Here is a 14,154-nt window from a genome sequence, read left to right on the forward strand (position 1 = left end):
ACTTATTGTGCCACGCTTGCTTCCTCAGGCTGGGTTAGTAACTCAAAAAGCTGATTCGGAGAAGTAAAACAGGTTTGATGGGCCTGGCAACATTCGTTAACTACCTCGCAGAAATTCATGAACTCTGAAAGAAGCCTTGTTTTAAGTTTATCTTTACGCATTATCATGGAAAGACGATGATTGATTTCAAGCTCTGGAACATCAAGCACTTTAATCCAGCCTTGCTGTACCTCACGGCAAACCGTAAGCACCGAAAGACAGGTTATCCCTAGGCCTGCTTCCACGGCTTTTTTAATGGCTTCGGTATGACCAAGGCGCAGAAAAACATTTAACTTGGGAAGTTTTTTTACGATGACGTTTTCAAAGATTTCTGCGATACCAGAACCTTCTTCGCGTATTATCCAGCGGGCCTCTTCAAGGTCTTTAAGAGTCACTTTTTCCTTCTTGGCAAGAGGATGCTTGGTACCGGCAATAATGCGAAGCCTATCCTCAAGCCAGGGTTTAACCTGGATTCTGTCACTTTGTACCGAACCACCTACAAAACCGATGTCAAGCTCGCCTTCTTCTATTCTTTCTTCAATCTGACGGGTATTACCTACGATAAGCTTTATTTCGGCATCGGGATACTTTTCAATAAAAGCGCTTACAATGAAAGGCATTACGTAATTGCCGATGGTTGAGCTGGCCCCGACGTGTAAGGTGCCGACGATTTTGTCTTCAGGCTCAGAAAGAAGTAACTCGAGATTGCGAACTTTGTTAAGTATTTCTCTAGCATGGGGCAGGAGAAACCGACCGCGATCATTCAAAACCAGCTTTTTCCCCTGTCTATCAAACAATGGTCCGTTCAAGATATTTTCCATCTCAGAAATCGCCATACTCACCGCGGATTGGGTAAGATATATCTTTTTGGCAGCCGTAGTAACATGGCCGGTCTCTGCAACCGCCAAAAAAATTTCTAACTGGCGCAGTGTTAATGCCATTTTCTTTCAACCCTCCTTTTTAAAATCTCCTTATTCTATAAGCGAAATTTAAGAAAAAATCAATCAGTTTTTCTGATTTTTTTTATCTATCCAACTAAACTTTTAAGCATTTTTAAAAAGCATAAATTCCAATAAAAGATTTCTATAAATTAAAATAAATTTTGTTTGAAACAAGCCCCCTAAAAAGGTCTCGGAATTTATTCTTGAAGAGACAAAATAGCTACATCGAAATATTGTTGTTTTAAGAACTCCCCCTTGTCGTTTTAGGCTAAAGGGACTAAACGTTTAGGCCAAGCAAAAAGGAGGGAAAAGAAATGGAAACCCTTGATCTTTTGGGCCAGTGGAAAAGAACGCACCATTGCAATGAACTACGTGCGGAACACGTAGGCCAGGAAGTGACCTTAATGGGCTGGGTGCTTAGGCGCCGTGACCACGGAGGCGTTATCTTTATCGACCTTCGTGACCGTGAGGGGATAACCCAGGTTGTTTTTGAGCCAGAGATTAACCCTGAGACCCATGCCCACGCCCATAAGCTCAGGGCAGAATATTGCATCGCCATAAAAGGCCGGGTGCGTCGCCGCCCTGAAGGCATGGAAAACCCCAAGCTTCCCACCGGTGAAATCGAAGTTGAAGCCAAAGAACTTCGCATTCTTAACGCCTCAAAGACCCCACCCTGGCCCCTTGACGAAGACGTGGAAGTCTCAGAGGTCCACCGACTCAAATATCGCTACCTTGACTTAAGGCGCCCCCAGATGATGGAGGCCTTGCGTTTCAGGCATCAGGTAGCCCGCCTTGCCCGCAACTTCCTGGATGAAAAGGGCTTTGTAGAAGTAGAAACGCCCTTTCTTACCAAAAGCACCCCTGAAGGCGCCCGGGATTATCTAGTCCCAAGCAGGCTTTACCCGGGGAAATTTTACGCCCTTCCCCAGTCTCCCCAACTTTTCAAACAAATTTTGATGGTGGCAGGGGTTGACCGGTATTACCAGATCGTCCGCTGCTTTCGTGATGAGGACCTGCGGGCAGACCGCCAGCCAGAATTCACCCAGCTTGACCTTGAGATGTCTTTTATCACCGAGCAAGACATCATGGAACTCCTTGAAGAGCTGGTAAGGCTCATCTTTCGCGAAACCTTAGGCATAGAGCTTGAAAAGCCCTTTCCCGTGCTTTCTTACCACGAAGCCATGGACAAATACGGTACCGACCGCCCGGACCTGCGCTTTGGCCTTGAGCTCGTTGCCCTTACCGATATCTTTCGGGAGACCAAGTTCAAGGTCTTTGCCCAGGTAATTCAAAAGGGCGGAATCATCAAAGGGCTTTGTGTGCCTGCTGATTTTTCGCGCAAAGAGCTTGACGACCTTACGGCCCTGGCCAATGAACTAGGAGCCAAGGGCCTTGCCTGGATAAAGGTTCGCGAAGAAAACGAGCTTCAATCCCCTATTGTCAAATTTTTCAGCAAGGAAGAAGTGGCAGAGCTTCTTAACACCTTAAAACCTGAACCGGGAAGCACCATCTTCTTTGTGGCTGACCAGCCAAGTGTGGTAAACGAGGTGCTTGCCGAACTCCGTGTAGAGCTTGCTAAAAGGCTTGGTCTGATCCCGGAAGGTGTGTTCAAACCCTGCTGGGTGGTTGATTTTCCCCTGGTGGAATGGGACGAAGAAGAAGGCCGTTTTGTGGCCATGCATCATCCCTTCACCTCACCCAAGGAAGAAGACCTTGATCTGCTGGAAGAAAATCCTCCTGCCGTGCGCTCCCGGGCCTATGACCTGGTGCTAAACGGCATTGAAGTGGGCGGGGGAAGTATCCGTATCCACCGCTCAGACATCCAGCAGCGGGTGTTTAAGCTCCTTAAGATAAGCCCGGAAGAGGCCCAGGAAAAATTTGGCTTTTTACTTGAGGCTCTGGAATACGGCGCCCCACCTCATGGCGGTTTTGCCTTTGGTTTTGACCGCTTGGTCATGCTCATGCTTGGCCGCAAGAGCATAAGAGACGTGATAGCGTTTCCCAAGACCCAGCGGGCCCAGTGTCTTTTAACCGGGGCTCCTGCCCCTGTTACCATGACGCAGCTTACCGAGCTTCACTTGCTGCCCGGCTGGGATCTTGACAAAGAAAAGAAAAAATAGAGTTATTTTGAGAAAAAACGCATATTTCGGCATTTTAGCCTCAAGAAAGCCCTGGTCGGCCTTGGCAAATCTTTTGCTTCCACCTAGTATTTAGCCATGGCCGGCCGCATGATAATCGTCTCTAATCGTCTTCCTGTCACTGTTTCAAAACGCGAAGGCAAGTTCCATTTCCAACCAAGTGCCGGGGGGCTTGCCACCGGGCTCGGCTCCTTTTACCGAGACACAGGGGGCATCTGGCTTGGCTGGCCGGGAGTAGCCTCAGAATCCGCGCGCGGCCACGAAGAAGAAATCATTGCCAAGCTCTCTGAACTTTCCTGTAAACCAGTTTTTCTATCCCAAAGGCAAATAGAAAACTACTATTATGGATTTTCCAATAAGACCCTCTGGCCGCTTTTCCACTATTTTTTGCAATATGCCCTTTTTGACAGAAAGCTCTGGGAAGCTTATCGCAGGGTAAATCGCATTTTTTGCGATGCAGTGCTTGAAGTCGCTGACCCTGACAGCGTGATCTGGGTGCATGATTATCAACTACTCTTGCTTCCCGGGCTTTTGCGCGAAAAACTCCCAAACGCCACCATTGGTTTTTTCCTGCACATCCCCTTCCCTTCTTATGAGATCTTTCGTGTGCTTCCCTGGCGTGAGGAAATTCTAAAAGGCCTATGCGGCGCAGATTTGATAGGCTTTCACACTTACGATTACGTAAGACATTTCGTCAGCTCGGTGCGCCGTATTCTTGGTTATGAGCACAGCCTCGGCCTCATCACCACAGATGAACGGGTGTTGAAGGTTGATGCCTTTCCTATGGGCATAGACTATGAAAAATTTGCCCGGGCCCCAGAAAAAAAAGAAGTCCGCCAGGAGATAAAACGCATCAAAAAACGTATTGAAAATCGTAAAATCATTCTTTCGGTGGACAGGCTTGATTACACCAAAGGCATTGCCCAGCGCCTGCGGGCCTATGACCTTTTCCTGGAAAAATATCCTGAGTACCGAGAAAAAGTAGTTTTGATTCTTGTAGCGGTTCCTTCACGCACCAAAGTAGAACACTACATGCAACTCAAACGGGCAGTTGACGAACTAATTGGCCGTATCAACGGAAGACACGGTGTCTTTGGTTGGACTCCTGTCTGGTATCTTTACCGTTCGCTTCAATTTCAAACCCTTAGCGCCCTTTACTATCTGGCTGACGTCGCCCTGGTGACTCCATACCGTGACGGCATGAACCTCATTGCCAAAGAATACGTGGCCACCACCCCTGCAGAACACGGGATGCTCGTGCTCTCTGAAATGGCAGGTGCGGCCTCGGAATTAGGAGAAGCCATCATTATCAACCCGTTTAATTTGAACCAGATGGTAGAGGCTATGCGTGAGGCCCTGGAGGTCTCTCCTGCGGAAAAGAACACCCGCAATCATCTCATGAAATACCGTTTGCGTCGGTATAACGTCCATCGTTGGGCCAAAGAGTTCATGGAAAAACTCGCCGAAATAAAAGAAGTCCAGCATGCCTTTGTGGCCTCCCGCATAACAGAGACCCTTTTGCGTAATATCAAGAGCGCTTTTGGAAAAGCCAAGGCTCGTATCGAATTCCTTGATTACGACGGCACTTTGGTTGGTTTTGCCCCGCGCCCTGAGGCTGCAAGACCAGACGAAGATCTCCTTTATCTTTTGAGAAAACTCGCTTCTTTGCCGAATAACGAAGTAGTAGTAATAAGCGGTCGGGACAAAGAAACTCTTAGTGCCTGGTTTGGTGAAATCCCCATTCATCTCGTTGCAGAACATGGTGTTTGGGTGCGTAGAGCTTCCGAGGACTGGAAAATGATAGAGCCCATTAGCTCCGACTGGAAAGAAGCTATAAGGCCTATCATGGAAAACTTTGCGGACATGACTCCTGGGGCCTTTATCGAAGAAAAAGACTACGCCTTGGTCTGGCATTACCGCCGGGCAGACCCCGAACTGGGGGCGTTAAGGGCCCGTGAACTAAAAGAAGCGCTTTACGACATCACACAAAATCTCGATCTCATGGTGCTTGAAGGAAACAAAGTCATAGAGGTAAAACCTATTAACATCAACAAGGGCCGCACCGCACGCTATTTTCTGGAGGGCAAAGACTACGATTTTATCCTGGCAGTCGGGGATGATTTCACTGACGAAGACCTTTTTGAGGCCATGCCTGGGCACGCCTTTACTATCAAAGTCGGCTTTGGGGTCTCCCGCGCAAGATATCGTGCCCAAAATTTTAAGGAAGTGCGAAGAATTTTAAGCTCTTTGGTTGAAAACCATGAATGAAGAAATCCTTTTCCACGTAAAAGACAGTGCCCTGGTCTCTATCTCATTGGGAATCAAGGCTTATATTCTGGCCGAACTATTAGAACACCTACGCGAGGTAGAAGAAGGCTGCCTCTATCATCACTTCTGGGCACGCCAGTTAAGGCCCTCTTTTGATCACCCAGAGTTTCACAATGATTTTGCCGCCTGGGTACACCGGGAACTTCATGACTACGTGCTTGCAGAACGCTTAAACCTCATCGCACCTCATGAGTTTGCTGATTTAGAAGAACTGCGCGAAGAAATAATCAACGTGCTTGAAGAACGCTTTGACGAAACCGGCGATCTCCCCTGGCGCAAGGCTGAAAAGCCCTTTTACTTCGTCAAAAGCCAGATCGTGGTCTTTGATACCGGGCGCCGCATCGGGCATCCCAAAGATCTCACCAAGGAACTTCCCTCTTTTTCTCAAGGAAGTGTTTTCTACCACTTTATCGACGCCAGACGCCGTACCGAAGAAAGCATTGACGACTTCAGGGCCTGGCTTAAAGCCTTTTCTCCGGAATTTGACGACCTTGCTGCTCAGCTTGCCAAAATAGACCCTTATTTCCTTACCCTTACCGAAATCAGGGACCAGTTAACAGCAGTATTTCAAAACTATTTTGAGGAGTAGCATGAACAACGATTTGCTTGCACGCTACGAAAAAATAGTTGGCAAAGACGTTATCGACCAGCTCAGGCAAATGGCGCTGCGCCTAAAAGGCGCCAATATTCTTCATGTTAATTCCACGCGCTATGGCGGCGGTGTGGCTGAAATACTGCGCAGCATGGTACCCTTAATGGAAGCCCTGGGGCTTTCGGTGCGCTGGGAAGTTATTGCCGGTGATGAGCCTTTTTTTCAGGTAACAAAATCTTTTCATAACGCCCTTCAGGGATTTCCCATTGAATTTACCCAGAAATCTATTGAAACTTATGAGTCAAATAACCAAAAAGAATTTGAAAAGCTTGAAAAATTTTTACGGGAAGCAGATTTTGTTATCATCCATGACCCGCAGCCAGCATATCTCATCAAGCTCATAGGGGAACGCCAGAACAAGTGGGTGTGGCGCTGCCATATTGACCTTTCCCGCCCTTATCGCCCAGTTTGGCGTTATCTCAAAAACATCGTGAAACTCTACGATGCAAGTATCTTCTCCATGCCTGATTTCACCCAGCCCCTGCCGCATCCACAATACATCATTCCCCCAAGTATTGACCCTCTCACCGAAAAAAATATGGAACTTCCTTCAGAGGAAATTAACGCGGTTTATAGCCGCTTTGGCCTTGATCCCGGAAAACCTATCGTGCTCCAGGTGTCGCGCTTTGATCGCTTTAAAGACCCGGTAGGTGTTATCCGAGCAGCAATGCTTGCCATGAAGTTTTTGCCCTTTCAGTTGGTGTATGCTGGTGGCGGCGCGGCGGATGACCCTGAGGGCGAGACCATTTATCAAGAAGTACTCGCCCTTACCAAAGACCACCCTGACATCCACATCCTTTATTTGCCCCCTGATGCCCACCGCACGATAAACGCCTTGCAGCGCGCAGCCCAGGTGGTATTGCAAAAATCCATCAAAGAAGGCTTTGGCCTAACTGTTACCGAAGCCATGTGGAAATACAAACCCGTTATTGGCGGAAATACCGGTGGCATCAGGCTTCAGGTGGTAAATCACCATACAGGCTTTTTGGTACACACCCCTGAAGGTGCGGCCCTTCGCATTCGCTACCTGCTTTTTTATCAGCAAAAACGCTATGAGATGGGGCAAAAGGCCCATCAGTTTGTCAAAGAAAACTTCCTCATCACCCGTCACGTACGTGATTATCTCTCGCTTCTGCTTTCCCTTGTTTCAGGAAACGGTGAAAGGATCGAACTAGAGGCCCTTTAAACGGTTCTTGGCCATAAGATAGGCAAGCTTAATGGCAGCCAAAAGGCTTTTTTCTGAAGCAAGGCCCTTTCCGGCAATGTCATAAGCGGTGCCGTGATCAACAGAAGTTCGCACAATAGGAAGCCCTAAAGTCAAATTAACACCATCGTCAAAATGAAGCAGCTTAAAGGGAATAAGCCCCTGGTCGTGATAAAGGGAAACTACCAGGTCAAATTCCCCTTTTACCGCCCGGTAAAAAAGGCTGTCTGCCGGATACGGGCCAGAAATAGAGATACCTTCTTTTGCTGCCTGGCAGATAGCAGGGGTAAGTATTTTTTCTTCTTCGTCACCAAAAAGACCACCTTCACCAGCGTGGGGATTTAGTGCTGCCAGGGCAAGCCTTGGTTGCAAAACATTCAAATCTTCTTTTAAAAAACGATGGGCAAGCCTTGTTGCCAGAAGAATCTTATCCGCGCTAAGTAGCTCTGGCACCTGGCGCAAGGCCTCGTGGATGGTTACAAGAACAATTTTTAGCCTCTCTCCATAAAAGGCCATGGCGTATTCTTTGGTTTGGGTAAGCTCTGCGAGCATCTCAGTATGCCCGGGATAGGGCTCACCAGCCATTTTAAGGGCCGCCTTGCTTATAGGGCATGTTACTAAACCATGCAACTCCCCTGAAAGACAAAGCCTAACCCCTTCGCGAATGTAGCGAACCATAGCACGCGCAGTCTCAAGGGTGGGAGACCCAGGTTTATAAGCGTTTAATTCCGAAAGGGCTATGATGTTTTTTTCAGGAATGGGAGCAAGCCCCAGTCTTTTGGCCAAATTTTCAAGGAGTTTTGCATCTCCCAGAATAAAAAGCTCAAGGTCTTCGGGATGGTCGTGCAAAAAGGCCTTAAGGCAGAGCTCAGGCCCCACCCCCGCCGGACACCCCATGGTTATGCCAAGCTTTATCTTAGCTGACATAGTAAAAAAGCCTGTTTTCGTGGCGTTTAGTCTTGAGCTTTCCCTTTTTAACAAGCTCTTCCAGTAATAAAAGCGTAGCTTTGTAATCCGCCGAAAGGGCTTCTGCAATTTCTGCTGAAGGCGAAGGCCTTCTGGCAAGAAGGGCGAGAATTTCTGACTCCGTGGGCTTGCGCGACCCACCTCTAGCACAAAGGGCTTCTCTGGTAATGATTTCTGCTTTTTTTCCGAAAAGCTTTGCAATTTCCTGCAAACGCGAAAGAGGAATTGGTTTGGCCAGCGGATAGGCCGGGGGACGATCAACGGTGTTAAGCTGGATTTTATTGGGTGAAAGCTCTTGAGAAACCCTGGCAAGGGCCTTTAATTCTTCATCCGTATCGTTTATGCCGGAAACAAGCATTATTTCAAGCCAGATCTCACCTGGAAACTCTTCGCAAAAGCACTTCAACCCCTCTATGACTTTAGCTGCCGAAAGCTCTGGTACCGGACGGTTAAGGCGCTTAAAAACATCTTCACTCACCGCGTCAAGAGAAGGAAGCACAAGGTCTGCGGCCAGAAGGTCCTCACGCACTTCTTTTTGCCAGAGAAGGGACGAATTGGTAAGCACACAAATGGGCCGGTCGGTAAGAGTTTTGGCAAAACGCAAAAGTTCCCCAAGCTCCGCATGAAGGGTGGGCTCGCCTGAGCCCGCAAAGGTCAGCACCTCAAAGTGAAGCTCAGGATCCTTAAGACACATTGCCAGGGCTTCTCTTATTTCTTCAGTAGCCCGATAAAGCCCACGCTTAATGGTATGGAATCTGGTGGGGCCAATTTCACAATAAAGGCAATCATAAGAACACGTCTTGGGCAAAAGGGGGTCAACCCCCAGAGACAGGCCCAAACGCCTTGATTTAACCGGCCCAAAGACAATTTCTTCCGCACGCATTTTAGGGTTTCGGAGCCATGGCCTGTAAGTTGTAGCGGGCTACAATGTCTTTCATATCAAGGTAGGCCTGCCTTGCCCGGTTGATGTAATCAAGGAAGCAAGGAATCTCTTCCAGGTATAGCGCCTGAGGGCCATCGCACAAAGCTTCCTGGGGTTTGGGGTGAAACTCCACAAGAACCATATTGGCCCCGGCAATTACACCTTGCGCAGCAACGTGATAAATGTCTTTTATGCCATCAGGGGCAGCTACCCGAGAACCAATGGGATGGGATGGATCCACGCATACCGGAAGCTTGGTCAAACGCTTAATAACCGGCACGTGGCCAAAATCTACCAGGTTGCGGTGTGGATCCCCCAGATGCGTTCTCACCCCACGCAGGCAAAAGATAATGTTGTGGTTGCCTTCGCTGGCAATGTATTCACAGGCGTTTAAGCTTTCTTCAATGGTAAGCCCCATTCCACGCTTATAAAGCACTGGAAACTCTTGCTGATTACCAACGGCCTTTAAGAGTTCGAAGTTCTGGGCGTTGCGGGTGCCAATCTGAAGCATAACCCCGGTGGGGTGTCCTGCTTTTTCTAAGGCTTCCCAGATTTCGTCAATGTGGTGCGGAGAGAGCACCTCCATGGCGATAACGGCAATGTCGTATTTTCCGGCAAGTTCAAAAAGCCAGGGAAGGCATTCTTTGCCGTGGCCCTGGAAATCATAAGGGGAAGTGCGCGGTTTATAAGCTCCCATACGGGCGGTGCGCACCCCTGCCTCTTTTAGGGCCTTGAAAATGGCTTCCACGTTTTCTTTGGTGTCTGCCGCACAAAGCCCCATGAACACATGAAAGGTGTTTTGATCAAAGTGAAGACCTTTATAATCAAAGCCAATGGGTTCCAAATCCCCATGCCGGCCTATCTGGCGATATTTGGCAGAAACGCGGACGGCTTTTTCTACCCCAGGGAGGCTTTGAATCATCTCAATGGGAATCTTCTGGGTATGTCCGATAAGATGGATTTCTGTCACTTTACGGGTGATTCCTTCGTATTCAGCAACCAGGGTCTTTACCCCTTCAAACTGAGAAAGATATTTCATCAGGAGTTGGTACTCAGGGCTATCTTTGGTTATCTCTGGTTTAAGAATGATAATCATAAAAAAACACCCCCAGATAGAATTTTAGAGCATTGTAACGCGCTTAAACCTCTTTGCAATTAGGCTTTTTAACTTGATCCTCCCTTTCTGAGGTGTCCGGATTTTCAGGGCAGCAGTATATGGATGCTTTGGGCTTCATGGCCCTCTGCATGACATCCACGCACTCATCACAAGGGACTTGTACACCCGGATAATCCGGGCTCGTTTTGACAAAATAAAAAAGTATATTTTTTGTCATTAAATTTTCCAAATTTTATTTCTTGTTTTAGTAAAATTTTTTGTTTAGATTGGTTTCTAAATTAAATCTTTATAGGAGGGTGGAGATGGATCTAACTTTAGTAGGTTTTTGGGCTTATCTGATGGCCATTGCTCCTCAGGTTATTGGCGCCATAATAATCCTGGTTGTAGGTCTTTGGCTCTCTAAAAGAATTGCCAATTTTTCCCAGCGCGCCCTGGAAAGAAAGGGTGTTGACGTAACTTTATCTCGCTTTTTACGCGGTCTTGTCTATTATTCGCTGGTGCTGGTAGTCATTATCGCCGCCGTAGGCCAGCTCGGCTTCAACACCATGTCTTTCCTTACTGTTCTTGGTGCCTTAGGTTTGGCCATTGGCCTGGCTTTAAAAGACTCCCTTTCAAACATTGCCGCCGGGGTCATGATTATTCTTTTCAGGCCGTTTAAAGTAGGTGATGCCGTCACTGTGGCCGGTGTGACCGGAGGGGTTCAGATGATTGGTCTTTTTAACACCGTGCTTCACACCCCTGACAACCAGAAAATCATCGTACCCAACAGCAAAATTCTAGGAGACGTAATTACCAATATCACTGCCAACGATACCCGCCGCGTTGACCTTGTTGTTGGCATCAGCTACGAAGACGACATTGATAAGGCCAAAGCCCTTCTCTGGGAGATTGCCGCAAAAGACCCGCGCATCTTGAAAGACCCTGCCACAACTGTGGCCGTAGCAGAGCTTGCAGACAGTTCCGTTAACCTTGTTTTCAGACCATGGGTCAAGACCAGCGATTATTGGGCAGTGCGTTTTGACCTAACCGAACAAATCAAGAAAGTCTTTGATCAGGAAGGCATAAGCATCCCTTATCCGCAACAGGATGTACATCTTTTTGTGGAAAAAAGCCCAGAAAAAACGCAATAAAAAACCATTGCAAATTTGCCAAGGGCAGTGTTTTAAGCATAACGCAGGGATCCGTTCCTGTTATTAATGGAAGCATGTTTGATCCGACAAGGTGTCATCGCGAGGCGACTTCTACGCCCGCGCGATCTAATGGGATCACTTCGCTTCGCTCGCAATGACATTTTTCAAGTGTCGCCTGTTTTACGCTCCTAGTAAAAACAGGAATGGATCCTTTTGACTCAATAGGCAACTTCACTCTTAAAATCTTTGCCAAAAGCGATTAAAATGAGTCAAAACTTTAAAGGAGAAGTGATTTTATGGCCCAGCTTGACAAGAAGAAGGCAATAGATGCGGCTATATCTCAAATAGAACGCCAGTTTGGACGCGGCACCATCATGCGTCTTGGGGAATCCCCCAAGATCAGGGATATCGCCGCTATTCCTTCAGGATCCCTTGGTCTTGATATTGCCACGGGCATTGGCGGCATCCCAAAAGGCCGCATTACCGAAATATTTGGCCCTGAGTCTTCAGGGAAAACCACCCTTGCCCTACACGTGATCGCCGAAGCCCAAAAGGGCGGTGGTACCGCAGCCTTTATCGACGCTGAGCACGCCCTTGATGTTCATTACGCCGAAAAAATCGGCGTGAACGTAGATGATCTTCTTGTTTCCCAGCCTGATACCGGGGAACAGGCCCTTGAGATTGCTGAAGTATTGGCAAGGAGCGGAGGTGTTGACATCATCGTAGTTGACTCAGTCGCCGCACTTGTCCCTCAGGCCGAGATCGAAGGCGCTATGGACGAGACCCAGGTGGGGCTTCAGGCAAGGCTCATGTCAAAGGCCATGCGTAAGCTCACCGCAGCCATTGCCAAAACAGGCACTGCGGTGGTTTTCATCAACCAGATCCGCATGAAAATAGGCATGGGGGGCTACGGAAACCCCGAAACAACCCCTGGTGGAAACGCCCTTAAGTTCTATGCCAGCTTAAGGCTTGATATTCGCCGCATTGGCACCATCAAAGACGGCACCGAGCCCATAGGCAACAAAGTACGCGTAAAAGTGGTAAAAAATAAGATGGCCCCTCCTTTTAAAGAGGCCGAGTTCGACATCTATTACGGCGAAGGCATCTCGCGCTACACTGAGCTTTTAGATCTCGGAGTCAAAATGGGCATCATAGAAAAAAGCGGGGCCTGGTATTCTTATCAGAGCGAGCGTTTGGGCCAGGGGCGTGAAAACGTAAAACGCACCCTGCTTGAAAAGCCAGAGCTTGCCGAAGAATTAGAAGCCCGTATCAGGGAACTTGCCGGGCTTGCTCCTCCAAAACAAGAAGCAACCGAGGCCCATGCCCAGTAATCCCCTGGCTGAATTGCGTTTTCTGGTTATCGGAGACGTAATGCTTGACCGCTATTTCTGGGGAGAGGTAGAACGCATCTCCCCAGAGGCCCCGGTCCCGGTTTTCAACCTCAAGTTTATTACTAAGTCTTTGGGTGGAGCGGCCAATGTGGCCAACAACTTAAAAGGCCTTGGAGCTGCGGTTGAGCTTGCTGGCGTAGTGGGCCAGGACCCCGAAGCCGAAGAGTTCCTTACCCTTGCAAAGGAAAAAAAGATTGGCACCTCTGCCATCGTAAAGGACCCTGAGCGCCCCACCACCGTTAAAACACGCATTATCGCAAGCTCTCAACAACTTCTTCGCATTGACTCTGAAAATAGATCCCCGCTTAATGGCAAATATTTTGACCAGCTCAAACAGGAAATAGAAAAGCTTTTACCAACAGTAAGCGGCATTATTATTTCAGATTACGCCAAGGGGATTTTTGCCAGGGGCGAATTTCCGCGTTGGGTGATTAAAAAAGCAAAGGAACACTCCTTGCCCGTAATGATCGATCCTAAAGGACTTTCTTGGGGTCGGTACCAAGGGGCCACCTGCGTTACTCCCAATCTCAAGGAACTAAAAGAAATCGCCAAAGAAGAGGGACTTTATCAGGCGGACATGCCCAAAGTGTGCGAACATTTGATTCGCAAATATGATTTTTCTTTCATGCTGGTGACCCTCGGGCCAGAAGGCATGTACTTACACCACCCTGAAATCAAAAGGCGTTTTCCTGCCCAGGCCCGTGAGGTTTACGACGTGTCAGGGGCAGGAGACACGGTAATCGCCACGCTAACCGCCTTTTATGCGGCAGGCTATCCTATCGAAAGGGTAATCATGCTTGCCAACAAAGCCGCTGGCATTGTGGTGGGCAAGGTTGGCACCCAGCCCATCCTCTGGGAAGAGCTTTCCCCTTTTTGCTGAACTTTCTATGGCATTTCTACTCACAAAAAGTCCACGTCGGGCATAAAAGTTTCATTTTCTAAGGAAATTCATAGCTGGATAAGCTGTAAGGGCGACGCATGCGTCGCCCCTACGTTTGCCCTTCTCCCTCGGCCCTTCGCCCTTCGCCTAAAATCCACTCCCTACGGGAATTTAAGGGTGGGTAACTTTCTACTCCTACAATCAGCGGCCTGGAAAAACTGGGTTTCCACTCCCTACGGGAATTTAAGGGTGGGTAACGTGACTGTTGTGGTGTTGGACCTATAGTGAGATCATATGTTTCCACTCCCTACGGGAATTTAAGGGTGGGTAACCATGCATTTTGTGCTACCCCACCCCTCCCACCACAAAATATTGAATTTATGCCGTTTTCTTGGACCAAAAATTGTCAAAGATCTAAATTTGCTATAGCAAATATTCTGCCATCT

At 48.2% G+C, this 14,154-nt stretch carries 11 protein-coding genes; 7 read left to right on the forward strand and 4 right to left on the reverse strand.

Annotation, left to right across the window (positions count from 1 at the left end; all coding sequences use genetic code 11):
- Positions 1–2 precede the first annotated feature (2 nt).
- The gene (locus tag H528_RS0110265; RefSeq protein WP_022854225.1) at positions 3–980 is read right to left on the reverse strand and encodes a LysR family transcriptional regulator; all 978 of its coding nucleotides are present in this window, start codon (positions 978–980) and stop codon (positions 3–5) included.
- A 314-nt stretch (positions 981–1,294) separates the two neighbouring features.
- Between H528_RS0110265 and aspS the strand changes: the two genes are divergently transcribed.
- The 4 genes from aspS to H528_RS0110285 all read left to right on the forward strand — a co-directional run bounded on the left by aspS (position 1,295) and on the right by H528_RS0110285 (position 7,284).
- Complete coding sequence (aspS, locus tag H528_RS0110270) at positions 1,295–3,100, forward strand: aspartate--tRNA ligase (RefSeq protein WP_022854226.1); 1,806 nt, start codon at positions 1,295–1,297, stop codon at positions 3,098–3,100.
- Between the two features lie 96 nt (positions 3,101–3,196).
- Positions 3,197–5,386, forward strand: a complete 2,190-nt coding sequence (locus H528_RS0110275; RefSeq protein ID WP_022854227.1) for a bifunctional alpha,alpha-trehalose-phosphate synthase (UDP-forming)/trehalose-phosphatase — start codon at positions 3,197–3,199, stop codon at positions 5,384–5,386.
- Positions 5,379–6,035, forward strand: a complete 657-nt coding sequence (locus tag H528_RS0110280) for a DUF5752 family protein (protein WP_022854228.1) — start codon at positions 5,379–5,381, stop codon at positions 6,033–6,035. Before H528_RS0110275 ends, H528_RS0110280 begins: the two co-directional genes overlap by 8 nt.
- A 1-nt stretch (position 6,036) precedes the next feature.
- Positions 6,037–7,284, forward strand: a complete 1,248-nt coding sequence (locus H528_RS0110285; protein WP_022854229.1) for a glycosyltransferase — start codon at positions 6,037–6,039, stop codon at positions 7,282–7,284.
- On the opposite strand, the gene pdxA is transcribed toward H528_RS0110285, so the two are convergent.
- Genes pdxA through H528_RS0110300 form a run of 3 tightly spaced genes read right to left on the reverse strand, consistent with a single transcriptional unit; the run spans position 7,270 to position 10,286 of the window.
- The gene (pdxA, locus tag H528_RS0110290) at positions 7,270–8,229 is read right to left on the reverse strand and encodes a 4-hydroxythreonine-4-phosphate dehydrogenase PdxA (protein ID WP_022854230.1); all 960 of its coding nucleotides are present in this window, start codon (positions 8,227–8,229) and stop codon (positions 7,270–7,272) included. The genes H528_RS0110285 and pdxA overlap by 15 nt on opposite strands.
- Positions 8,219–9,151 carry a radical SAM protein gene (locus H528_RS0110295; protein ID WP_022854231.1) on the reverse strand — a complete coding sequence of 311 codons (933 nt, stop codon included), beginning with the start codon at positions 9,149–9,151 and terminating at the stop codon, positions 8,219–8,221. The genes pdxA and H528_RS0110295 overlap by 11 nt, the downstream gene beginning before the upstream one ends.
- A 1-nt stretch (position 9,152) precedes the next feature.
- A complete protein-coding gene (locus H528_RS0110300) occupies positions 9,153–10,286 on the reverse strand; it encodes a 3-deoxy-7-phosphoheptulonate synthase (RefSeq protein WP_022854232.1) in 1,134 nt (377 codons plus the stop codon).
- Positions 10,287–10,609: 323 nt separating this feature from the next.
- On the opposite strand from H528_RS0110300, the gene H528_RS0110310 reads away from it, so the two are divergent.
- The 3 genes from H528_RS0110310 (at position 10,610) to rfaE1 (ending at position 13,708) form a co-directional block, all read left to right on the forward strand.
- Positions 10,610–11,437, forward strand: a complete 828-nt coding sequence (locus H528_RS0110310; RefSeq protein WP_022854233.1) for a mechanosensitive ion channel family protein — start codon at positions 10,610–10,612, stop codon at positions 11,435–11,437.
- Positions 11,438–11,733: 296 nt separating this feature from the next.
- Entirely contained in the window at positions 11,734–12,768 is a 1,035-nt protein-coding gene (gene recA, locus H528_RS0110315) for a recombinase RecA (RefSeq protein ID WP_022854234.1), read from the forward strand.
- Positions 12,758–13,708 carry a D-glycero-beta-D-manno-heptose-7-phosphate kinase gene (gene rfaE1 / locus H528_RS13525; protein WP_022854235.1) on the forward strand — a complete coding sequence of 317 codons (951 nt, stop codon included), beginning with the start codon at positions 12,758–12,760 and terminating at the stop codon, positions 13,706–13,708. Before recA ends, rfaE1 begins: the two co-directional genes overlap by 11 nt.
- Positions 13,709–14,154: the final 446 nt, after the last annotated feature.

This window comes from Thermodesulfatator atlanticus DSM 21156 (assembly GCF_000421585.1).
Classification (GTDB): domain Bacteria; phylum Desulfobacterota; class Thermodesulfobacteria; order Thermodesulfobacteriales; family Thermodesulfatatoraceae; genus Thermodesulfatator; species Thermodesulfatator atlanticus.